Here is a 21,635-nt window from a genome sequence, read left to right on the forward strand (position 1 = left end):
CATCCGGCACCGTCCAGTGAAGCACGCCCGGCTTGCGGTCCCGCACCGGGGGCGGACCGGTGCCGTCAGCCCAGCGGGAGCAGCATCGTGATGTCGTCCCGGTCGTCGCCCGGTGCCACCCTGATCGCGTCCGGCACGCGGCCGACCTCCTTGTAGCCGCAGGACGCGTAGAAGCGTTCCAGGCCGAGGCCGCCCCGGCAGGTGAGCCGGATCGCCTCCACGCCCTCGACGGTGCGGGCCGCGTCGGCGGCGGCGGCGAGCAGGTCGCGGCCGTACCCCCTGCCCTGGTGGCGGGGGTGCACCATCACCGTGTACAGCCACAGCCAGTGGGTCATCAGGCGGTGCGTGTTGGCGGTGAGGAACGCGGCCGCCGCCACGTCGCCCGCCTCGTCCCGGCCGACGAGGAGGCGGGTGCGGCCCTCGGCCATCTGCACGAGGTGGCGGACCAGTTCCGGGCGGACGAGTTCACGGGTCACGGGCGGTACGAAACCCACGGCCCCGCCCGCGTTGGAGACGTCCGTCCACAGGTCCAGGAGGCCGTCGCGCAGGTCGGGGGTGACGGCGGGGTCGAGAGTGAAGGTAAGGGACACGGAGGGATGGTAATCCTTACCATCGGCGAGAGGCGCGCGGACCCCTCCGGAGGCGGGACAGGACGGGTGCGGGTCCGGTGGGGCCGGTCGCGCGGTTCCCCGCACCCCTGGGAGGGGGCGGTCGCCCTTCGTCCACGGGCAGGTCCGGCCCCGGGGTGGGGCCGGTCGCTCCCGTCCGCGAGCGGGGCCGGCCCCCGGCGTGGGGACACCCGCCCCGCCTGCGGACAGGTGGCGTTCGTCAGAGGCGCATCGGCTGGGGGGAGTCCCGGCGGGCGGGGTCCGGGGCGTCGTACTCGCGGATGATCTCGTAACGGGTGTTGCGTTCCACCGGACGGAAGCCCGCGTCGCGGATGAGGTCCAGGAGGTCCTCGCGGGTCAGCTTGCTGGGGGTGCCGTAGTTGTCGGCGTCGTGGGTGATCTTGTACTCGACGACCGAGCCGTCCATGTCGTCCGCGCCGTGCTGGAGGGCCAGTTGGGCGGTCTGGACGCCGTGCATGACCCAGAAGACCTTGACGTGCGGGACGTTGTCGAAGAGGAGGCGGGAGACCGCGAAGGTCTTGAGGGCCTCCGCGCCCGTCGCCATCCGGGTGCGGGCCTGAAGGCGGTTGCGGATCTTGCCGTCCTTCATGTCCACGAAGTCGTGCTGGTAGCGGAGCGGGATGAAGACCTGGAAGCCGCCGGTCTCGTCCTGGAGCTCACGCAGCCGCAGGACGTGGTCCACGCGGTGGCGGGGCTCCTCGATGTGGCCGTACAGCATGGTGCTCGGGGTCTTCAGACCCTTCTCGTGCGCCAGGCGGTGGATCCGCGACCAGTCCTCCCAGTGGGTGCGGTGGTCCACGATGTGCTGACGGACCTCCCAGTCGAAGATCTCCGCGCCGCCGCCGGTGAGGGACTCCAGGCCCGCGTCGATGAGCTCGTCGAGGATCTCGGACGCCGACAGACCGCTGATCGTCTCGAAGTGGTGGATCTCCGTGGCCGTGAAGGCCTTCAGGGACACGCCGGGCAGGGCGGCCTTCAGCTCGCGCAGGGAGCGCGGGTAGTACCGCCACGGCAGGTTCGGGTGCAGGCCGTTGACGATGTGCAGCTCGGTGAGGTTCTCCGACTCCATCGCCTTCGCGAGCTTGACGGCCTCCTCGATGCGCATCGTGTACGCGTCCTTCTCCCCCGGCTTGCGCTGGAAGGAGCAGTACGCGCAGGAGGCCGTGCACACGTTCGTCATGTTGAGGTGCCGGTTGACGTTGAAGTGGACGACGTCGCCGTTCTTGCGCGTCCGCACCTCGTGCGCGAGTCCGCCCAGCCAGGCCAGGTCGTCCGACTCGTACAGCGCGATGCCGTCCTCGCGGGTCAGCCGCTCACCGGCCCCGACCTTCTGCTCCAGCTCGCGCTTGAGCCCGACGTCCATGCCCCTACCTCTTCCGTTCGCCCTGAGACAGACTCCGCCAACCGTACGCCCCGCCCGTCAGACCTCCTCCGGAAGCTCCCCCACCCGGTTCTCCCACTTGGTGGAGAGCACGATCGTCGTACGGGTCCGGGAGACGCCCTTCGTCCCCGACAGCCGGCGGATGATCCGCTCCAGCCCGTCGACGTCGTTCGCCCGCACCTTGAGCATGAACGAGTCGTCGCCGGCGATGAACCAGCAGTCCTCGATCTCGCCGAGGTCCTTCATCCGCGCGGCCACGTCCTCGTGGTCGGCGGCGTCGGAGAGGGAGATGCCGATGAGGGCGGTGACGCCGAGGCCGAGCGAGGCGGCGTCCACCGTGGCCCGGTAGCCCGTGATGACGCCGGCCGCCTCCAGCCGGTTGATGCGGTCGGTGACGCTGGGTCCCGACAGGCCGACGAGACGCCCCAGCTCCGCGTACGAGGCCCGGCCGTTCTCCCTCAGGGCCTGGATGAGCTGCCTGTCCACCGCGTCCATGCGATCGAGCCTTCCGATGAAGAGGTCCGAGAAGTCTGAAAGATCTGAAAGGTCTGAAGAGTTACTGGGGTCGTGAGAGGTGGGTGGTGCGGGGTGGCGCTGTTCTCCGGGGGTCTCCGGCTTCCCGGTTCCCCGGCTTCTCCGGTTCCCCGGGTTGTCCGGTTCCCCGGGTTGTCCGGCGGCCTCAGGCGGGGCGGGCGCCGCCGAGTTCGCCCTTCCACCGGCGGTAGAGACCGTGCCCCACGCCCGCCGCGTCGAGGACCCGGCCGGCGACGAAGTCGACCAGGTCCTGGATGTGGGTGGCGCCCGCGTAGAAGGCGGGGGAGGCGGGCACGACGCTCGCGCCCGCCTCGTCCAGGGCGACGAGCTGCCGCAGCGTCTGCCCGTTCAGCGGGGTCTCCCGGACGGCGACGACGAGCCTGCGGCGCTCCTTGAGCGTCACGGCGGCCACCCGCTGGAGGAGGTCCTTGGACAGCCCCAGCGCGACCCCCGCGACACAGGCCGTCGAGGCGGGCACGATCAGCATCCCCTTCGCCGGGTACGACCCCGACGACGGCCCCGCCGCCAGGTCGCCGGCGGCCCAGTACCGCACGGCGTCCCCGTCGACGTCGACGTCGAAGGCGTCCGGCTTCCCGTCGGCGCCCCGCGCGAGCCACTCCCGCAGGTCGTCCCGCCAGTGCGCGTCCCGGAAGGAGATCCCCGTCTCGTCGAGCAGCGTGAGCCGCGAGGCCCGGCTGACGACCAGGTCGACGCTCTCACCGGCTGCGAGCAGCGCGCGCAGCACGGCGGCGGCATAGGGCGTCCCGGACGCCCCGGAGACCCCCACGATCCAAGGCACGCGCTGCGTTTCTCCTGCGTTCACACCTTGAGCGTACCGGCGAACGGAACGGTGGTACGGACCGGACCGGCCCCTTGGTCCGGTCCGTACTAGACCGTGAGGCCGCGCACCAGCAGGTCGATCAGCGCGCACACGAAGAGGCTGATGCCGATGAAGCCGTTCGTGGAGAAGAACGCCCTGTTCAGGCGGGACAGGTCGTGCGGGCGCACGAGGGTGTGCTCGTAGACGAACGCGCCGGCGACGATCAGCAGACCCAGCCAGAAGAAGGCGCCGGCGCCGGTGGCGAGGGCGTACCAGACGAACAGGGCCGTCGTCACGGCGTGACAGCCGCGCGCCCCCCGGATCGCCGCCGGGATGCCGAAGCGGGCCGGGACCGACCTGACGCCGATCTCGCGGTCGGTCTCGACGTCCTGGCAGGCGTAGATCAGGTCGAAGCCGCCGATCCAGACGCCGACGGCCAGGCCCAGGATCACCGCGTCCCAGGACCACTCGCCCGTGATGGCCAGCCAGCCGCCGATCGGGCCCATCGCCTGCGCGAGACCGAGGATGGCCTGCGGGAAGTCCGTGAAGCGCTTCCCGTAGGGGTAGACCACCATCGGGATCACGGCGACCGGGGCCAGGGCCAGGCAGAGCGGGTTCAGCAGGGCCGCCGAGCCCAGGAAGACCACCAGGGCGACCAGGGCGCCGGTCCAGGCGTGCCGCACCGACATCGCGCCGGTGACGAGTTCCCGCTGGGCGGTGCGCGGGTTCCGCGCGTCGATCTCGCGGTCGATGATGCGGTTGACCGCCATGGCGAAGGTGCGCAGGCCCACCATGCAGACGGTGACCAGCAGCAGCCGGACCCAGTGGATGTTCCCGTCCAGCTCGAACATCGCGGTCAGCGCGGCGATGTAGGCGAAGGGCAGCGCGAAGACCGAGTGCTCGATCATCACCAGCCGCAGGAAGGCCTTGGTGCGTCCCGGACGCGGGATCGCCGCGGATGCCGAACTCACAGCCCGTACTCCTTCCAGCGTCGCGTGACCCGTTCGGACGTCTCCGGGTCCGACAGGACCATCTCCGGCCAGCCGCCGTCGCGGGTGTAGCCCTCCTCGGGCCACTTGCGGGTCGCGTCGATGCCCGCCTTGCCGCCCCAGAACTGCTGGTAGGAGGCGTGGTCGAGGTGGTCGACGGGGCCCTCGACGAGGGACAGGTCACGGGCGTAGTCGGTGTTGCCCAGCGCCCGCCAGGCGACCTCGTGCAGGTCGTGGACGTCGCAGTCGGAGTCGACGACCACGATCAGCTTGGTCAGGGACATCATGTGGGCGCCCCAGATCGCGTGCATGACCTTCTGCGCGTGCTTGGGGTACTTCTTGTCGATCGAGACGATCGCGCAGTTGTGGAAACCGCCGGCCTCGGGCAGGTGGTAGTCCACGATGTCCGGGACGATGATCTTGAGGAGGGGGAGGAAGAACCGCTCCGTCGCACGGCCCAGCGGACCGTCCTCGGTCGGCGGGCGGCCCACCACGATCGACTGGAGCAGCGGCCGCCTGCGCATCGTCACGCAGTCGATCGTCAGCGCCGGGAAGGGCTCCTGCGGCGTGTAGAAGCCGGTGTGGTCGCCGAACGGGCCCTCCGGGAGCATCTCGCCCGGCTCCAGCCAGCCCTCCAGCACGACCTCCGCCTGCGCCGGGACCTGGAGCGGGACCGTCTTGCAGTCGACCATCTCGATGCGCCTGCCCTGCAGGAAACCGGCGAGGAAGTACTCGTCGATGTCGCCGGGCAGCGGCGCGGTGGAGGCGTACGTGACGGCCGGCGGGCAGCCGAAGGCGATCGCGACCGGCAGCCGCTCGCCCCGGCGCGCGGCGACCTGGTAGTGGTTGCGGCTGTCCTTGTGGATCTGCCAGTGCATGCCGATCGTGCGCCGGTCGTGGCGCTGGAGGCGGTAGAGCCCGAGGTTGCGGACCCCGCTCTCCGGGTCCTTGGTGTGGGTCAGCCCCAGGTTGAAGAACGAGCCGCCGTCCTGCGGCCAGGTGAACAGCGCCGGCAACCGGTCCAGGTCCACCTCGTCGCCGTGCAGGACGACCTCCTGGACGGGGCCGTCCTTGACCTTCTTCGGCGGGACGTGCGTCATCGCGCCGAGCTTGCCGAACGCCTCGCGGACCCCCACGAAGCCGTGCGGCAGCTCGGGCTTGAGCAGCCCGCCGATCCGGTCCGAGATCTCCGCGTACGACGTGAGCCCGAGCGCCTTCAGCAGGCGGCGGTCGGTGCCGAACACGTTCATCGCGAGGGGCATCGCCGAGCCCTTGACGTTCTCGAAGAGGAGCGCGGGGCCGCCGGACTTCTGGACCCGGTCGACGATCTCCCCGACCTCCAGGTACGGGTCCACCTCGGCCTTGATGCGCTTGAGGTCGCCCTCGCGCTCCAGCGCCCTGAGCAGGGAACGAAGATCGTCGTAAGCCATGCGGTCAAGTATCCCCGAGGGGCTACCCTGGCCCCGTACCTGGGGCCCGTCCTCGCGGCCCCGCCCCCTCTGCGCTGGAGAGACCCCATGCTGCGGGTACTGATGTTCCTGGTGCCGCTGGCGCTGAGCGTCTACGCGTTCATCGACTGCATCAGCACGAAGGACGACGACATCCGCCACATGCCCAAGCCGCTGTGGGCGATCCTCGTCCTGCTGTTCCCGCTCGTCGGTTCGCTCTCGTGGATCGTCGCGGGCAAGAGGCGCAGCCCCGCCGCCGAGGGCTGGTCCGGGGTCCGCGGGGGCCGCCCGCAGCAGCGGCAGTGGATCGCCCCGGACGACAACCCCGACTTCCTGAAGTCGCTCGACGACACCGAGAAGGACGACAAGGGCAAGCCCGAGGACGGCCAGAACCCCACCGGTTCCTAGAGTCCGCCGCCGGGACCGGGCCGGGGAACCCCGCCGCGGACGGAACGGAGTGCTCATGCGTCAGCCGGTCCCGCTGGACGGGGCGACCGCCCGCGCCTGGCTCGCCACCGCCGTCGAGGAGGCCCGCACCGGGCTCGCCGAGGGCGGCATCCCGGTCGGCGCCGCGCTCCACGGCCCCGACGGGACGCCGCTCGGTCGCGGCCACAACCGGCGCGTGCAGGACGGCGACCCCTCGGCGCACGCGGAGACGGCGGCGTTCCGCGCGGCGGGACGGCAGCGGACGTACCGCGGGACGACGATGGTCACCACGCTCTCGCCGTGCTGGTACTGCTCCGGTCTGGTCCGCCAGTTCGGCATCTCACGCGTCGTGATCGGTGAGGCTGTCACCTTCCGCGGCGGCCACGACTGGCTCGCCCGGCACGGTGTGGAGATCGTGCTCCTGGACGACCCCGGGTGCGTCGCGATGATGCGCGACTTCGTCGCGGAGAACCCGGCGCTGTGGAACGAGGACATCGGGGAGTGAGCGCGGGAGCGCCCGTGTCCCGACGGGGCGGACCTACGGCACCCGCCCCATTCGCTCGATCAACCGTTCGAAACGGGTGCGCCAGCGGGACTCCGTCTCGCCCTCGCCCTGGAACTCGTGGGTGAAGCGCAGGGCGGTGCCGCCCTCGTCGTCGTGCTCCAGGTGGAAACGCATCCGGCCGCCGCCGTCCACCGTGTACTCGGCGACCCGCTCCACGTCCCAGGCGGTGATCTGCCCGGCGCCCAGGCCGGGCAGGCCGATGACGCCGCCCAGCCGGGGTTCGAGGACGTCCACGGCGCCGAACCAGCCGGAGAGGCCCTCGGCGGTGGCGAGGGCGGGCCAGACCGTCTCCAGGGGCCGCGGGAGCCGCACCACGAAGTGCAGGATGTGCGTGTTCCCGTGGGTCTGGCTGAAGCCCTGGTCGATGGAACCGCTCATGACACCAGGGTGACCCCCGGGAACCGCTTCCGCACGGTCACGCCGTGCGGCCGGCCCGTCCCGCCGGCCGCGCGGGGCTCAGAACCCGGCCGACCTCAGCACGCCCAGGCCGACGTCGGCGTAGGAGTGCTTGCCGGAGACGAAGATGTTGACGCCGTAGTAGTTGAACAGCCAGCAGCCGAAGGCGACCAGCGCGAGGTAGGCGGCCTTGCGGCCCTTCCAGCCGGCGGTGGCGCGGGCGTGCAGGTAGCCGGCGTAGGCGACCCAGGTGATGAAGGACCAGGTCTCCTTGGGGTCCCAGCCCCAGTAGCGGCCCCAGGCGTCGCCCGCCCAGATCGCGCCCGCGATGATCGTGAACGTCCACAGCGGGAAGACGGCCGCGTTGACGCGGTAGGCGAACTTGTCGAGGGTCGCCGCGGCGGGCAGCCGGTCGAGGACCGAGTTGGCGAGCTTGCCGGGCGTGCCGCCGCCCGCCAGCTTGTTCTCGTAGGAGTCCTTGAAGAGGTACAGGATCGTGGAGACCGCGCCGACGTAGAACACCGCGCCGCAGAAGATCGCGGTGGAGACGTGGATGTACAGCCAGTACGAGTGCAGGGCGGGGACCAGCTGGTCGCTCGCCGTGTACAGGACGGTGACCGCGAGGCCCAGGTCGAGCAGGACCGAGGTGATCAGGAACAGCCCGAGCCAGCGCACGTTCTTCCTCAGCGCCAGCAGCGCGAGGTACACGCCGACGGCCACCGTGGAGAAGGTGATGTTGAACTCGTACATGTTGCCCCACGGGGCCCGCTGCACCGAGAGCGCGCGGGCGAGCACCCCGCCGAACTCGATCAGGAAGGCCAGCGCCGTGAGCGAGACGGCGATCCGGCCGTAGAGGTCGCCCTGTTCGTCGCCGCCGTGCGCGCCCGGCCCGTCGGGCACCTCGCGGGCGCCGGCCGCGGCCCGCACCACGACCTTCGGCCGCTCCAGCACGGCGGTGCCGCCGGCCTTCCTGACGGTGACGGCCGGGGCCGCCCTCCCGGCCGGGGCCCGGTCGGTGAGCGCGGCGGCGGTGCGGCCGACCTTGCTGCGGCCGCCGAAGGTCCATTCGGCGATGTACGCGAAGAAGGCCAGGGTGTAGACGGCCATCGCGGAGTAGATCAGCGTGTTGCTGATGTTCGCGAGGTTCTCGTTGGTGGCGGCGGCGAGGTTCACCGCGCCGGCGAGGTCGGTTGCGGCGGCGAGAGTCACTTCTCAGACCCTTCGGCAGGTACGGCTCGGGAATCGGGGGTGTCGGGCTCTTCGGAGACGTCGGAGGGCTCGGGGCCTTCGGGCGCTCCGGGAGCCCGGTCGTGGAGGATCCCGGCGAGGTCGCCCAGTTCCTCGGGCACCTTCGCGGACTCGCTGCGGCCGAGGCCGGCCATCTCGACGACCGTGACGCCGTCGGCGCCCCGCACCGCCCGCACCCACACGCGGCGGCGCTGGATGAACAGGGAGCCCGCCAGGCCGAGGACCGCGGCGACCGAGCCGGCCAGCGCCCAGCCGCTGCCGGGCTGCCGGGTGACCTGGAAGTTCGCCCACTCCTTGGTGCCCTCGTAGGTGATGGAGCCGGCGCCGTCGGGGAGGGTCATGGTCTCGCCGGGCTTGAGGTTGTCCCGGACCTGGAGGTCCTTGACGTCCTTGAACGGCTTCATGTTCCGCTTGTCGAGCTGGTAGACGCTCTGCGGGATGCCCGAGTCGACGCCGAGGTCGCCGTGGTACGGCTCCAGGTTGAGCACGGGGTTCAGCAGTGCCGGGAAGGCGGAGGAGACCTCGTTGCCCTCGGCGTAGCTGGGCAGGAAGAAGGCCTGGAAGGCGAGCTGTTCCTTGACGCCCTCGGCGTCGCGGTAGCCGTCGTAGACCTTGACCACCCCGGAGGAGGTGACGTTGGAGTCGAGCGGCAGCAGCGGTACGGCGTCGTGGTAGACCACGTCGCCCTTGCCGTCCCTGACGGTGACGACGGGGGCGTACCCGTGGGCGGTGAGGTAGACCTTGGAGTCGCCGATCTCCAGCGGGTGGTTCACCTTGACGGTGGTCCTCCTGTCCTTGCCGTAGGCGCCCTCGGAGTAGGTGAGGGCGGCCTGGTAGGTGCGCGGAGTGCCCTTGTTGGGCCCGGAGACCTCGTAGGTGCCGGTGAAGTCCTTCAGGGTGAAGCTGAACGGCGCCAGGTCGTCGGCGTCGAAGAGGGTGCCGGACTTGAAGTCGTCGTACTGGGTGAGCGTGTTGGAGAAGCCGTCGCCCTCCAGGACCAGCTTGTTGCCCTCCATCTTGAACAGCTGGCCCCAGGCGAAGGACGTCAGCATCACGATGAGGGCGATGTGGAAGGCGAGGTTGCCGACCTCGCGCAGGTAGCCCTTCTCGGCGGCGACCGCGTCCCCGGCGAGGTGCGCGCGGAAACGGCGCTTCCTCAGCAGTGCGAGCGCGGCCTCGCGCACCTGCTCCGGCTCGGCGTCCGTGCGCCACGTCGTGTACGCGGGCAGCCGGGTCAGCCGCTTGGGCGCGCCCGGCGGCCGGCCGCGCAGCTGGCCGACGAACTGCCAGGTGCGGGGCACGATGCAGCCGATGAGGGAGACGAACAGCAGGATGTAGACGGCGGAGAACCACACCGAGCTGTAGACGTGGAAGAGGCCCAGCTTGTCGTAGAGCGGCGCGAGGGTGGGGTGGTTCTTCTCGAAGTCGGCGACCTTGGTGGCGTCGGTGCCGGTCTGCGGGATGAGCGAACCGGGGATCGCGCCGAGCGCCAGCAGCAGGAGCAGCAGCAGGGCGACCCGCATCGAGGTCAGCTGCCGCCAGAACCAGCGGGCCCAGCCGACGACGCCCATGGCGGGGACGCCGCCGAGCGGCTCGGCGGGGGCGGTGGACAGCTGGGAGCCGGCCGCGCCGAGGTCCTGGTCCTGCGGTGCGGCGGCGTCCGCGGTCTCGCCGGCGGTGGTCTTGCTCATCGATCAGATCCCCACAGTGAAGCCGGTGGACCAGGACTGAAGGTCCTGCACCAGGTGGTCCCAGGCGCCGGTCAGCAGCAGCAGACCGGTCACGATCATCATCGAGCCGCCGATCCGCATCACCCACACATAGTGCCGCTTGACCCGGGCGAAGGCGCCGAGCGCCTTGCGGAAGGCGACCGCGGCGAGCACGAAGGGCACCCCGAGGCCGAGGCAGTAGGCGACGGTGAGCAGGGCACCGCGGCCCGCGCTGCCCTGCTGGGAGGAGAGCGTCAGCACGGACGCCAGGGTCGGGCCGATGCACGGCGTCCAGCCGATGCCGAACAGCGCGCCGAGCAGCGGGGCGCCGACGAGCCCGGCGACCGGCCGCCGGTGGAAGCGGAACTCGCGCTGGGTCATCCAGGGCATCAGCCCCATGAAGAAGACGCCCATGAGGATCATGAGCACGCCCAGCACCTTGGACAGGACGCCCTTGTTGGCCTGGAGCGTGTCGCCGAAGTAGCCGAACAGGGCGCCGCTGGAGACGAACACGGCCGTGAAACCGGCGACGAAGAGGGAGGCGCCGGCGACCATCCGGCCGCGCCGGGCCTCGGCCAGGTCGGTGCCGGCGACGCCGGTGACGTACGACAGGTAGCCGGGGACGAGCGGCAGCACGCACGGGGAGAAGAAGGAGACGAGTCCGCCGAGCAGCGCGAGGGGCAGGGCGGCCAGCAGGGCGCCGCTCATGACCGTCTGGTTCGGATCGGCCACCGCGGCGAGCGTCGTGAGGGAGCTCACGTCACTTCTCCGCGAGGACCGGGTCGATCATCGCGCGCAGCTTCTCCTCGCTGAGGGCGGCCAGCGAACGGGCCGCGATCTTCCCGTCCCGGTCGAGGACGAGCGTGGAGGGGATGGCCTGCGGGTTGAGCGTGCCCTTCGCGAAGCGGAGCATCAGCTTGCCGGTCGGGTCGTACAGGCTGGGGTAGGTGACGCCCTGCTCCTTCTCGAAGGCGAGGGCGTTGGAGGTGCTGGTGTCACGGGTGTTGATGCCGACGAACCGCACGCCCCGGGCCTTGAGGTCGGTGGAGACCTTCTGGAATCCCGGCGCCTCGGCGCGGCAGGGCGCGCACCAGGAGCCCCACACGTTCAGGACGACGACGTCGCCCTTGAAGGAGGCGACGTCGAGCTGCTTGCCGTCGACGGTCTTGCCCGAGAGGTCGGGGGCGGCGGTGCGCTCGCCCTTCGCGACGGTCGAGACGCCGTTCTTGCCCATGACGAAGTTGGTGTCGCCGCCCCCGCCGGAGGTGCCTCCGGAGGTGCACGCGGACAACAGCAGCGCCGTGACGGCTGCGACGGCGACAGACAGGGGGGTGCGGCTGGCGGCACTCATGTGAAAAGTTTCGCATGCCCGTTCCGGGGATCTTGCGCACCCCCCTCACGGGGAGAAAACCGCATTTCAGGCAGCGGATCCGGAGCTCGACGGGCCGGCGGCGGCACCCGGGGCCGCCGCGAGGAACTCCTTCCAGCCGCCGGCCGGCTTCTGTCCGACCTCCAGCGTGCGCAGCTTGGCGAGCACCTCCGGCTTCTGCACGTCGATCCAGTCGACGAACTGCCGGAAGGAGACGACGCGCACGTCCCCGCCCTTCTCCTTCTCGCGCGCGATGTGCCGGAACGCCTCCTCGACGGCGTCCATGTAGATGCCGCCGTTCCACTGCTCGAAGTGGTTGCCCACGAAGTAGGGCGCCCGGTTCGTCTCGTACGCCCGCTTGAATCCCTGGATGTACGCCTGGGCCGACTGCCGCCGCCAGCCCGGGTAGTTGTGGCTGGGCGCCTTGGTGGAGTTGACCGACTGGTTGGCGAGCATGTTGTAGTCCATCGACAGGACCTCGAAGCCGCGGCCGGGGAACGGTATCTGCTGCAGCGGCAGGTTCCACAGGCCCTGCTTCTTGTCGGGCCAGACCTGGCGGCCGCCCGGCGAGGAGGCGTCGTAGCGCCAGCCGAGGGAGCGGGCGGTGGGCAGCAGGCTGTCCTGGCCGAGGAGGCAGGGCGTGCGGCCGCCGACGAGTTCCTTGTCGTAGTCGAAGGGGAGCGCGGGCAGGTCGGTCCACCCGGTGTTGGTGCGCCACTGCTTCACGAACGACTTGGCCTGGTCGATCTCGTCGCGCCACTGGCGCCCGGTCCAGTTGCCGACCGAGCCGGAGCCGGCGCAGAAGTGCCCGTTGAAGTGGGTGCCGATCTCGTGCCCCTCCAGCCAGGCGCGGCGCACGTTGACCAGCGTCGCCCTGACGTGGTCGTCGGTGAGGTAGCCGATGTCCGAGGCGCCGCGGGGGTTGTTGGGCGGGTCGTAGAGCCGCTTCTTCGACTCGGGCAGCAGGTAGAGCCCGGAGAGGAAGAAGGTCATGGCCGCGCCGTGCTCCTTGGCCAGGTCCAGGAATCGCGGGAAGAGACCGTTGCCGACCTCGCCCGCCCCGTCCCAGGAGAAGACGACGAACTGCGGCGGTTCCTGGCCCGGCTCCAGCGGCTCGGGCGCGGCCGGCTGGTGCGGCTGCGCGCCCGTGAAGGAGGTGGAGCCGTCACCGATCGGACGGGCGGTGGCGGTGGGCTTCGGGGAGGCCGAGCCGCCCTTCCCGGCCGCGCCGGAACCGTCACCGGGACGCGGGTCGTCCGACGACGTGAGGCCGCCGCAGCCCGCGAGTCCGGCGGCGGCCGCGGCCCCCGCCCCCAGTCCCAGTGCTCCCCTGCGGGTGAGAGCGCGCATGGCATCCCCGTTCGTCGTGTACTCCGGTGGTCACCCACTCAGAGGACACGTCGAACGGGGAGGTTCCGCTCATGTGTGCGCGTTTCGTAACGGCGATCGAGGGATCACCGGACGGTGATCGACGGTGACCGGGGGATCACCCGCTCACGCCCCGAAGGCCTTGCCCTTCCCCTTCACCGGCTTGGCGCCGGCCAGCAGGTGCGGCGGCACCAGGTCGCGGGCCGGCTCGGAGTAGCCGACGGACACGATCGTGTCACCGCGGTACGTGAAGGACGTCAGCGAGGCGAGCGTGCACTGCCGCTTGCGCGGGTCGTGCCACAACCGCCGCCGCTCGACGTAGGACCGCACGATCCAGATCGGCAGCTGGTGGCTGACCAGCACCGCCTCGTGGCCGCGGGCCCGGTCCCTGGCCGCGTCCAGCGCGCCCATCATGCGCACCACCTGGTCGACGTACGGCTCGCCCCAGGACGGCTTGAACGGGTTGTAGACGTGCTTCCAGTTCTCCGGCCGGCGCAGCGCCCCGTCGCCGACGCCGAAGGTCTTGCCCTGGAAGACGTTGTCGGCCTCGATGAGCCGCGCGTCGGTGGCGAGGTCGAGCCCGTGCGCCTTGGCGATCGGGCCGGCCGTCTCCTGCGCCCGCTCCAGCGGGGAGGCGCAGACGTACGTCACGTCGCGGGGGGCGAGGTGCTCGGCGACCCGGTCGGCCATCCGCCGGCCCAGGTCGGAGAGGTGGTAGCCGTCGAGACGGCCGTAGAGGATGCCGTCCGGGTTCTCGACCTCGCCGTGCCGCATCAGGTGGACGACGGTCAGGTCGGTGCCGCTTCCGGTACCGGTGGTGTGGTCGTTGCTCACGCGCGGGCCTCCGCAGCCGCTCGGGCCGCCGCCGGGAGGGCGTCGGCGATGCGCTGGACGGCCCGTTCGTCGTGGGCCGTGGACACGAACCAGGACTCGTAGGACGAGGGCGGCAGGTAGACGCCGTTCGCCAGCAGCGAGTGGAAGAAGGCGGTGAAGCGGAACGACTCCTGCGCCTTGGCGTCCTCGTAGGTGCGGACGGGCCGGTCCGTGAAGAAGACGGAGAACATGTTGGAGGCGCTCTGCAGCGTGTGCGCGACGCCCTCCTTGGTCAGGGCCTCCGACACCAGCGCCTGGATCTGCCCGGACACGGCGTCGAGCGTCGTGTACGCGGCGTCGTCGAGGAGCCGGAGCTGGGCGATGCCGGCGGCGGTGGCGACCGGGTTCCCGGAGAGGGTGCCGGCCTGGTAGACGGGCCCGGCGGGCGCGAGGTGCGCCATCACGTCGGCACGGCCGCCGAACGCCGCGGCCGGGAAGCCGCCGCCCATGACCTTGCCGAAGGTCATCAGGTCGGGCCTGACCCCGTCGATCCCGAACCATCCGGCCCGGCTGGTCCGGAACCCGGTCATGACCTCGTCGGAGATGTAGAGGGCGCCGTTGTTCTGGCAGGCGTCCTTGAGTCCCTGGTTGAACCCGGGCAGCGGCGGGACCACGCCCATGTTGCCGGGCGAGGCCTCGGTGATGACGCAGGCGATCTCACCGGGGTGCCGGTGGAAGGCCTCCTGCACGGCCTCCAGGTCGTTGTACGGCAGCACGATGGTGTCGCCGGCCTGGGCGCCGGTGACGCCGGGCGTGTCCGGCAGCGCGAAGGTGGCGACGCCGGAGCCGGCGGCGGCGAGCAGCGAGTCGACGTGACCGTGGTAGCAGCCGGCGAACTTGATCACCTTGGAGCGCCGGGTGAAGCCGCGGGCGAGCCGGATGGCGGACATCGTGGCCTCGGTCCCGCTGGAGACCAGCCGCACCTGCTCGACGGGCTCGACCCGCGCGACGATCTCCTCGGCCAGCACCACCTCGCCCTCACCGGGCGTGCCGAAGGACGTGCCGCGCGAGACGGCGTCCTGGACGGCGGCGATCACCTCGGGGTGCGAGTGCCCGAGGATCATGGGACCCCAGGAACAGACGAGGTCGACGTACTCCCGGCCGTCCGCGTCCGTCAGGTACGGGCCGGTGCCGGACACCATGAACCGGGGCGTGCCGCCGACGGCGCGGAAGGCGCGCACCGGGGAGTTCACGCCACCCGGTGTGACGACGGCCGCACGGTCGAACAGTGCCTGTGAGGCGGGCGCTTCGTATGAATAGGGCAGTTCGCTCATGACCTGCGACTTCTCCGACTTCTCGGACTCCGGTTGTCAGTGACCTCCTCAGGGTAGGCCAGCGGCGCCGGAGGACAGCGGGGCGTGTGCCGTGCCCGCGCGGGCCGGGCGGACCTCTTCCGCAGGCTTCTTCATCTGCGAAACTGAAACGGACTGAGCCTGATAGACGTAGCTCACAGCGACGGCGTGTCGAGAGGGCTGCGAAGATCCTGCGGACAGGTGTTTCACCGCACGTTTCGGCGTGCGGCCGTGGGGGAGGTCACTGACACGATGATCGGGTTGCGCGGCGGGGCCTGCGCGTCCCAGAAAAGCAGTCGGGTGGAGATATGCATCGCGGTGGCGGACTGGGCGAGGGGACTGATGACCGGGGTCCTCGGCGTGCCCGGCGGGGAAGGCACCGGCGCGACGTGGAGGAAGCCGACGGAGCACGGCGGGCGCAGGGCGCCCCGGGAGTGCCCGAGGTACCGAGTGAGTCCGAGCGGCTCGACCGCACGGTCGACCGGCTCCGGGCGGCGAGCGGGAATGGTGGTCGGGTGGGGGTGACGTACAAGTACTTCGGCGCACCGGACGGCGCGACCGCGGCCCGGGTCCCGATCTCGATGCGCCCCGAGGAGCTCGGCGGCGACGAACTCGGCATGAACGGCATGTTCACCAAGATCAAGCCGGAGACGATGGCCGCGATGGTCCTCACCGGCATCGAGGGCGTCCCCCTGCACAAGGTGCCCCCGCTGGAACTCGTCGTCCTGCACCCCGACTACGCCGTCGTCAAGCTCCCCATGACGGTCGTCGACCCCCTCCGCGACATCGGCGAGGAGGCGGTCGGCGCGGCCGCCTTCATCTGGTCGACGGTCCCGGACCGGGGCGGCCCGCGGGACGCGTTCAACGTGTACCAGCTGCTGCACGAGTGGCAGGACTTCAGCCACCGGCTGCATGAGGCGGGGCATCAGCCTTATTGCCTTGTGTGGCCCTGAGCTGGGGTTTCGTAGGGATCGGGCGGGGTCTTCGGGCCTCGCCCTTTTCCGTGCCGGAGAGGGGTCGTCAGGCGGCCAGGGCACATTGAGGGCACATTGGTTTTGCTGGGGGTGGTGTGCCCTGGGGCTCCCCTGCGTCCTGCGGCTCCGCGTCCGTGAAGGCGTCGTCGATCGCCTTGCGGGTTCGGGTCTCGCTGGACGGCAGCAGGTGCGTGTACGTCCGGAGCGTGAAGCCAGGATCCGAGTGGCCCAGGTACTCGGAGAGCGCCTTGATGCTCTCCCCCGCGTCCAGGAGCACAGAGGCGTACGCGTGCCGGAGGGCGTGCATGCCGTCCTCCGGGGCCGCCTGGAGGCACCTCGCCCCGCGCTTGCGAGGAGGGATCACGCCGGCGGCGACCAGGGCTCGCTTCCAGGCACCCATGTTGAAGACGCTGCGGTTGTACGCCCGGCCCTTCTCGTCGACGAAAAGCAGTCGGTAGGTCTTGGGCTCGCCGTCGGGCTTCGCCCAGGGAAGCGTGACCGCCGTCGGCGGGAATCGCCTCATGTGGGCCTTGAGGGCAGCGGCCAGCTGAGCCGACAGCGGCATTGACCGGATCCTGTTGCCCTTGGGCAGAGCGAAGACCGGCTTCGTGCCTACCATCGGCGTCTCGGCCTTGCTCATCCTGCGTGCCGCCCCTTGGCGCTCTCGCCTCTACGTCTGGGCCCTCGTCGGCATCGCCACCATCACGAGCATCTGGGCCAACGCCCTGCACGCCGTCCGTCTCAACCAGGAGAGCGACGCCGCCGGGCTCCACCTGGACGACGTCACCGTCGGCGCTCTGTCGGCCATCGCCCCGCTCGCGCTCGCCGGAGCCGTCCACCTGGATCTCGTCATACGCCGCCACCCCACTGGACGGCACTCGCCTGAACCGGTCAGTGCTCGGCGCCACATTCACGTCGAGAACTTGCTGCGCCCCGCTCCGGACAGCGACACGGCCGATGCCTCGAAGGGCGCGGCACAAGCACGGCATGAAGTTGTGGCGGAGGACACCGCGGACGTGGCGGACCCTCCGGCCGAAGTGGCGGAGGCGCGTCAACCCCACAGCCCGATCAAGGGTCGGCAGCCCAGCGCTTCCACGGAAACGCTCCTGGCTCTCGGCCGCGCCGCGCCCCTGGGCCGCCAAGGACATATCTCCCGCCGCCACGTCGAAGCGGCGATCCGAGCCCAGGGCCACCCTGTCGGCAAAGACCGCCTCACCGAGATCACACGCCGCCTGCAGGCCGAACTCGACCGTACGCCCGAGCGCGTCTCCTAGCGCGCTGACCGGTCGGTACCGCCCGTCATCGCGCTGCTCAACGAGTGGACAGAGGGCGGAGCCGACCACCCCTGGCACATCCCGTCCGCCAACCCCTAGTAAGGACTGCCCCGATGCGCGAAGCCCGACGTGAGCTGCCCTCCGGACAGCGGGAGACGACCACAAGCGTCACCCAGCCAGCAAGGTATGCCGTTGGACCGTCCAAGGGGCGGTCCAACGGGAGTTCCGCCCCGGGGGTGGCGGCGATCCACGGGCGCCAGGGAGCACCCGAGGAAGGACAACGCGTCCAGGCCATCCCCGTCGTCCTCCCTCGTGCCGCCGAAGCCGCCGCCCTGCACCGCATCGCCCGCCGCCGCAAGCGCAAAGACACCCAGCGCAAAGAACGCGTCGACGTGCGCTACAGCGTCGAAGAGAAGAGCGCCATCCTCGCCAAGGCCCGGTCATTCAACATCGCCGGCGCCCACTACGTCGGCGCCGTCGTCACGGCCAACATCCACGGCGACCTCGCCCTTCCGGGCCAACGCACCTCGCTGGACGACTACATCGACGAGCTGACCGCCCTGCGCGAGCAGATCGCCAAGATCGGCAACAACGCCAACCAGATCGCCCGGAAGCTCAATTCCGGCGGCCAACCACACACTGGGGACACCGCCGCCCTCGCCCAGACCGAGCGCACCCTCGGCGCGGTCCGAACAGTCATCAGCGAGATCGCCGCAGCTGCGCACCAGGCCGTCACCAACAAGGCCACCCGATGATCGCCAAGATCAGCAGCGGAAAGGACACGGCTGGCCTGATCCGCTATCTGTTCGACACCAAGAAGGCCAAAGACCACACCGACCCCCACCTCGTCGCCTCCTGGGACGGCTTCGCCCCCGACCCCGGCCGCACGGACGACTTCAACGTCACAAAAAGGCTGCTGGTGGCCGACCTCGACCTGCGCGTCAAGCAAGCCCGCCGACTCGGCCGCGCACCCGAGCGGCACGTCTGACACTGCTCCCTCCGCGCCGCCACAACCGACCGCCACCTCAGCGACGAGGAGTGGGCCGACATAGCCCGCCGCGTCGTGGCCGCCACCGGCATCGCGCCACAAGACGACCCGGACGGCTGCCGCTGGGTCGCCGTCCGCCACGCCCCCGACCACATCCACATCGCCGCCACCAAGGTCCGCGGCGACCTACGCCCCGCACGCCACTGGAACGACTACCTCACCGCAGACCGCGAACTCGCCACCATCGAGAAGGAGTACGGACTCCTTCAAGTCGTCCGCGGAGACCGCACCGCTGCCAGACGCTCCACTCGCGCCGAGCAGGAAAAGGCACACCGCCAAGGCCGGGACAAGTCGGCTCGTGAACGCCTGCGCACCATCGTCCGCACTGCCGTGGCCGCCTCCACCAGCACCGAGGAGTTCATCCGCCTGCTCAGCCGCACCGAAGGTGTGTTAGTCGAAGCCGTGTACTTTCCTTCCGGCGACGTGCGCGGCTACAAGGTCGCCAGCGAAGACAACCTCACCGCCGGCAAGGGACCCATCTGGTACTCCGGCTCCACACTCGCCCCGGACCTGTCCCTCCCCAGGATCCGAGCACGCCTGGAGGCCACCGACCCGCAGCTCACCAACCAGCCGAGCAAGCACTCTCCTCGCTCTCCCAACCCCTGGCACCAAGCCATCGCCGCCACCGAGCGCATCCCCCACCACCTCAGCGGTCACGACGATGGAGCCTCGCAGGCCCACCTCGCCGCCTTCGGCGAAGCCCTTGACGCCCTGCCCCTTCTCGCCCCCGCACCCATCCACGCCCAGCTCCGCGAAGCCGCTTCCGCCTTCGAGCGCGCCACGCGCTCCCGCATTCAGGCCGAACACCACCACGCCCGCGCCCTACGAAGCGCCATACGGGCGATGCTCCGCGAGCCCGCACCGGGGGACGGTACGGCTCTGGCGATGTTCCTCGATGCCGCGATCCTCGTCACCATCGCGGCCACCCGCTGGCACCAGCTCCGCCACCACGACCAGCAGGTCACGGCCACCCAGCAGACTCTGCTCCACCTCCAAGCCGCATACGACCAGGCAGCAGCACCCCTGACCGCCCTCGTCCGGCACCGACCGCCGCAATCAACGGTGGACCGGCACATCCACCACATCCGTCGGGCCGTACCCGCGCACTCGGAGCAGGTCCTCGCAGATCCCGCGATCGCTGCCCTCACTGCCGCACTCGCCGAAGCGGAAGCACTCGGGCACGACCCGGAACGACTTCTCAGGCAGGCCGCCGACCAACGTGCCCTGGATGACGCCCGCTCCCCCGCAAGGACCCTGGCGTGGCGTATTCAACGCGTCAGCGCACGGCCGACGCCCAACGCACGCGCCCGTGCAGCACAGGCCCACAGCGCAGCACGGCCCGATGGGACACCCAGCGCTCCGGCCCACGAGGCAACCACCGTCTCGCTCCCGCAGCCGCGAGCACATCGGCGCTGATCACGACTGCGCGGACAGCCTCGGGGCAAGCAGCTCCAGCACTTCCTCCCAGCGGTAGCGGTCGGCCCCACCGCCGGCCTTCGGCCGATGAGGCTCGTAGGAGCCGACCAAGACACCCATCTCGCGTAGCAGGTCCAGACTCCGGCGGTATGCAGGATGGGCGGCCTGGGCGGAGTTCAGGTAAGGCAACACGGCGACCGGTACACCCATGGCGGGCGCCTCACACAAGATGCCCAGCGCGAGGTTGTCCGAGATTCCGGCAGCCCACTTATTGACCGTGTTGAAGGTCGCCGGGGCGACCGCGATCGCATCCGCAGGCCGGCTCGGGCGTGGCTCACCCGGTGACCGCCAGGCCGAGCGGATGGGGCGGCCGGTCTGGGCCTCGACCGCCTCGGCATCAAGGAAGCCGACTCCTTGCGGGGTGGCTACGACGCCGACGTCCCAGTGCCGTTCCTGTGCTGCCGTGATCAGCCGGCCAACGTCGGCGGCGACCCCGGCCGCGCAGACCACGATCTGGAGGAACGGCTTGTCGTGCTGGTCACTCACGCGGGCACTCCCAGTTGGCGGCTGAAGTGGTGGAGCTCGGGCAGCGCCCGGCGACGGTCACGGGCTGCCATGTCGGCGACCAGTTCGCGTACGGCCGGGCGGCGGACGTCCTGTGCCGCGCAGCTCTCGGCGATGCGCAGGGCCTGGTAGCCGTCGGCGAGTCTGCCCTGCTGACTGTAGGCGCGGGCGGCCTCCACCCAGAGCGCGGCCCGTCGCTCGGGGACGGGGATGTGCCGCCGCATGAGGGGGCGAGCGGTTTGGAGGGCGATTCCGGCGTCGCCGAATGAGACAGCCGCACTGATCTCGTGCAGGGCTACGTTGGTCGGGCTGAAGTTCGCCCAGGCGTCCGGCCTGTCGAATGCGACGTAGCGGGCCACCTCTTTGGCCTCGGTGAGGAAGTCGCGGGTGGTTTCGCGGTCGCCGTTTCTACTGGCGGCGGTTGCTCCGCGGAGCAGCAGCAGGCCGACCGCTGCCAGGTATCGGGGCGAGCGTCGGTCGTAGGAGCCGCTGAGTTGGTCGACGGTGTGGCGCACCATGTTCACGGCTTGGGCTGTGTGCTTCTCCCGTACGAGCACGTGAGCGTGAACGCGGACGCTGGCGGCGAGGACGACAGGGTCCCCGGACCTTTCCGCCTCGGCCATGGCCCGGCCGGCCGCGAGCCAGGCGTTGCCCTGGTCGGCTCGCTTCAGCAACAGGCTCACCGACGTCTGGTAGGTGGTCGCGAGCAACCCGGATGCCTCCGCCGAACCGGAGGAACCGCCGGCGACCTGGCGCAGGTCGGCGATCAGGCCCGGCAGGGCCTGCTCCAGTTTCGCGTAGTCGCACGTGCAGAACAGCCGGCGCACGGTCCGCGCTCGCTCCCGCAGCTCGTCGATACCGGAGGAGTCACCGGTGGCGGCGGGGCTCGGTCCCGGCAGCAGGACCTGGATCAGGTCGTGGTGCGCCATGGTTGGCGTCGGCGTTGCCGCGAGCGCGGCGACGCTCGCGGCAAGGAAGGTGCGGCGGTGCATGTCCTCGGTTTCGGGATCGCTGGGGCTGGCGTCGGGGGCAGCGGCGAGGCCGAGGCGTTGCGGTGGGATGTCCAGTACCTTCGCGATCTCGCGCAGCACGCGCACGTCCTCCGTGCCCCTGCCGTTCTCCAGGCGGCTCACCTTCGACTGGTGGTAGCCCAGTGCGGTGGCAACGTCCTTCTGCGAGCGCCGCTGTAATACGCGTGCCTGACGGATGACTTCGCCGATCCGTCCGGCTTCACTCTGTGCGTCGGCCATCTGCGCCACGGCCCCTTCTGCCGTCGCCGATCCTGCCTGCTCAACCGAGCGTAACCGAGCAT

General features: G+C 70.6%; 21 protein-coding genes and 2 pseudogenes. 6 read left to right on the forward strand and 17 right to left on the reverse strand.

Annotated elements, in window-relative coordinates; translation table 11 throughout:
• Positions 1 to 65 precede the first annotated feature (65 nt).
• The 6 genes from ACZ5FU_RS05250 to ACZ5FU_RS05275 all read right to left on the reverse strand — a co-directional run bounded on the left by ACZ5FU_RS05250 (position 66) and on the right by ACZ5FU_RS05275 (position 5,783).
• Positions 66 to 590, reverse strand: a complete 525-nt coding sequence (locus tag ACZ5FU_RS05250) for a GNAT family N-acetyltransferase (RefSeq protein ID WP_451529506.1) — start codon at positions 588 to 590, stop codon at positions 66 to 68.
• Between the two features lie 238 nt (positions 591 to 828).
• Positions 829 to 1,992, reverse strand: coding sequence for an aminofutalosine synthase MqnE (mqnE, locus tag ACZ5FU_RS05255; protein ID WP_451529507.1), 1,164 nt, complete (start codon positions 1,990 to 1,992; stop codon positions 829 to 831).
• 57 nt (positions 1,993 to 2,049) lie between these two features.
• The gene (locus ACZ5FU_RS05260) at positions 2,050 to 2,505 is read right to left on the reverse strand and encodes an Lrp/AsnC family transcriptional regulator (RefSeq protein WP_451529508.1); all 456 of its coding nucleotides are present in this window, start codon (positions 2,503 to 2,505) and stop codon (positions 2,050 to 2,052) included.
• Positions 2,506 to 2,689: 184 nt separating this feature from the next.
• Positions 2,690 to 3,343 carry a UbiX family flavin prenyltransferase gene (locus ACZ5FU_RS05265; protein WP_451529546.1) on the reverse strand — a complete coding sequence of 218 codons (654 nt, stop codon included), beginning with the start codon at positions 3,341 to 3,343 and terminating at the stop codon, positions 2,690 to 2,692.
• A gap of 89 nt (positions 3,344 to 3,432) precedes the next feature.
• Positions 3,433 to 4,335 (reverse strand): menaquinone biosynthesis prenyltransferase MqnP, encoded by a 903-nt coding sequence (gene mqnP, locus ACZ5FU_RS05270; RefSeq protein ID WP_451529509.1) that lies wholly within the window; start codon positions 4,333 to 4,335, stop codon positions 3,433 to 3,435.
• Positions 4,332 to 5,783 (reverse strand): menaquinone biosynthesis decarboxylase, encoded by a 1,452-nt coding sequence (locus ACZ5FU_RS05275; protein ID WP_451529510.1) that lies wholly within the window; start codon positions 5,781 to 5,783, stop codon positions 4,332 to 4,334. Before ACZ5FU_RS05275 ends, mqnP begins: the two co-directional genes overlap by 4 nt.
• Before the next feature lie 87 nt (positions 5,784 to 5,870).
• Here ACZ5FU_RS05275 and ACZ5FU_RS05280 point away from each other — a divergent pair, with 87 nt between their 5' ends.
• Both ACZ5FU_RS05280 and ACZ5FU_RS05285 read left to right on the forward strand, forming a co-directional pair.
• Entirely contained in the window at positions 5,871 to 6,209 is a 339-nt protein-coding gene (locus ACZ5FU_RS05280) for a PLD nuclease N-terminal domain-containing protein (protein ID WP_451529511.1), read from the forward strand.
• A 55-nt stretch (positions 6,210 to 6,264) separates the two neighbouring features.
• Entirely contained in the window at positions 6,265 to 6,732 is a 468-nt protein-coding gene (locus tag ACZ5FU_RS05285; RefSeq protein WP_469044602.1) for a nucleoside deaminase, read from the forward strand.
• 33 nt (positions 6,733 to 6,765) lie between these two features.
• On the opposite strand, the gene ACZ5FU_RS05290 is transcribed toward ACZ5FU_RS05285, so the two are convergent.
• The 8 genes from ACZ5FU_RS05290 to hemL all read right to left on the reverse strand — a co-directional run bounded on the left by ACZ5FU_RS05290 (position 6,766) and on the right by hemL (position 15,029).
• Positions 6,766 to 7,170, reverse strand: a complete 405-nt coding sequence (locus tag ACZ5FU_RS05290) for an SRPBCC domain-containing protein (RefSeq protein ID WP_451529513.1) — start codon at positions 7,168 to 7,170, stop codon at positions 6,766 to 6,768.
• 78 nt (positions 7,171 to 7,248) lie between these two features.
• On the reverse strand, positions 7,249 to 8,361 hold the full coding sequence (ccsB, locus tag ACZ5FU_RS05295; RefSeq protein ID WP_451777796.1) for a c-type cytochrome biogenesis protein CcsB: 1,113 nt from the start codon (positions 8,359 to 8,361) through the stop codon (positions 7,249 to 7,251).
• Between the two features lie 32 nt (positions 8,362 to 8,393).
• Positions 8,394 to 10,127: a cytochrome c biogenesis protein ResB gene (resB, locus tag ACZ5FU_RS05300; protein WP_451777630.1), complete on the reverse strand. Its 1,734-nt coding sequence runs from the start codon at positions 10,125 to 10,127 to the stop codon at positions 8,394 to 8,396.
• A 3-nt stretch (positions 10,128 to 10,130) separates the two neighbouring features.
• Positions 10,131 to 10,904, reverse strand: a complete 774-nt coding sequence (locus ACZ5FU_RS05305; RefSeq protein ID WP_451529515.1) for a cytochrome c biogenesis CcdA family protein — start codon at positions 10,902 to 10,904, stop codon at positions 10,131 to 10,133.
• A gap of 1 nt (position 10,905) precedes the next feature.
• On the reverse strand, positions 10,906 to 11,496 hold the full coding sequence (locus tag ACZ5FU_RS05310) for a TlpA family protein disulfide reductase (protein ID WP_451529516.1): 591 nt from the start codon (positions 11,494 to 11,496) through the stop codon (positions 10,906 to 10,908).
• Positions 11,497 to 11,562: 66 nt separating this feature from the next.
• The gene (locus ACZ5FU_RS05315; protein WP_469044611.1) at positions 11,563 to 12,864 is read right to left on the reverse strand and encodes a polysaccharide deacetylase family protein; all 1,302 of its coding nucleotides are present in this window, start codon (positions 12,862 to 12,864) and stop codon (positions 11,563 to 11,565) included.
• Positions 12,865 to 13,008: 144 nt separating this feature from the next.
• Positions 13,009 to 13,656: a histidine phosphatase family protein gene (locus ACZ5FU_RS05320; protein ID WP_451777795.1), complete on the reverse strand. Its 648-nt coding sequence runs from the start codon at positions 13,654 to 13,656 to the stop codon at positions 13,009 to 13,011.
• A 56-nt stretch (positions 13,657 to 13,712) separates the two neighbouring features.
• Positions 13,713 to 15,029 (reverse strand): glutamate-1-semialdehyde 2,1-aminomutase, encoded by a 1,317-nt coding sequence (gene hemL, locus ACZ5FU_RS05325; protein WP_469044613.1) that lies wholly within the window; start codon positions 15,027 to 15,029, stop codon positions 13,713 to 13,715.
• A 326-nt stretch (positions 15,030 to 15,355) separates the two neighbouring features.
• Between hemL and ACZ5FU_RS05330 the strand changes: the two genes are divergently transcribed.
• Positions 15,356 to 16,000, forward strand: a complete 645-nt coding sequence (locus ACZ5FU_RS05330) for a hypothetical protein (protein ID WP_468643206.1) — start codon at positions 15,356 to 15,358, stop codon at positions 15,998 to 16,000.
• A gap of 67 nt (positions 16,001 to 16,067) precedes the next feature.
• Here the strand turns inward: ACZ5FU_RS05330 and ACZ5FU_RS05335 are convergent.
• A pseudogene (locus tag ACZ5FU_RS05335) lies at positions 16,068 to 16,640 on the reverse strand (tyrosine-type recombinase/integrase); the annotation flags it as partial.
• Between ACZ5FU_RS05335 and ACZ5FU_RS05340 the strand changes: the two are divergent.
• From ACZ5FU_RS05340 to ACZ5FU_RS05350, 3 genes and pseudogenes are all read left to right on the forward strand, one after another.
• The gene (locus ACZ5FU_RS05340; protein ID WP_451777623.1) at positions 16,606 to 17,295 is read left to right on the forward strand and encodes a DUF2637 domain-containing protein; all 690 of its coding nucleotides are present in this window, start codon (positions 16,606 to 16,608) and stop codon (positions 17,293 to 17,295) included. The pseudogene ACZ5FU_RS05335 and the gene ACZ5FU_RS05340 overlap by 35 nt on opposite strands.
• 113 nt (positions 17,296 to 17,408) lie before the next feature.
• Complete coding sequence (mobC, locus tag ACZ5FU_RS05345; protein ID WP_451777620.1) at positions 17,409 to 18,050, forward strand: plasmid mobilization relaxosome protein MobC; 642 nt, start codon at positions 17,409 to 17,411, stop codon at positions 18,048 to 18,050.
• Positions 18,047 to 19,759 (forward strand): annotated as a pseudogene (locus ACZ5FU_RS05350) (relaxase/mobilization nuclease domain-containing protein). Before mobC ends, ACZ5FU_RS05350 begins: the two are co-directional and overlap by 4 nt.
• Here ACZ5FU_RS05350 and ACZ5FU_RS05355 read toward each other — a convergent pair.
• The gene (locus ACZ5FU_RS05355) at positions 19,760 to 20,305 is read right to left on the reverse strand and encodes a flavoprotein (protein WP_451777615.1); all 546 of its coding nucleotides are present in this window, start codon (positions 20,303 to 20,305) and stop codon (positions 19,760 to 19,762) included.
• The gene (locus tag ACZ5FU_RS05360) at positions 20,302 to 21,573 is read right to left on the reverse strand and encodes a helix-turn-helix domain-containing protein (protein WP_451777792.1); all 1,272 of its coding nucleotides are present in this window, start codon (positions 21,571 to 21,573) and stop codon (positions 20,302 to 20,304) included. The genes ACZ5FU_RS05355 and ACZ5FU_RS05360 overlap by 4 nt, the downstream gene beginning before the upstream one ends.
• Positions 21,574 to 21,635 lie beyond the last annotated feature (62 nt).

This window comes from Streptomyces sp. NPDC031554 (genome assembly GCF_055580685.1).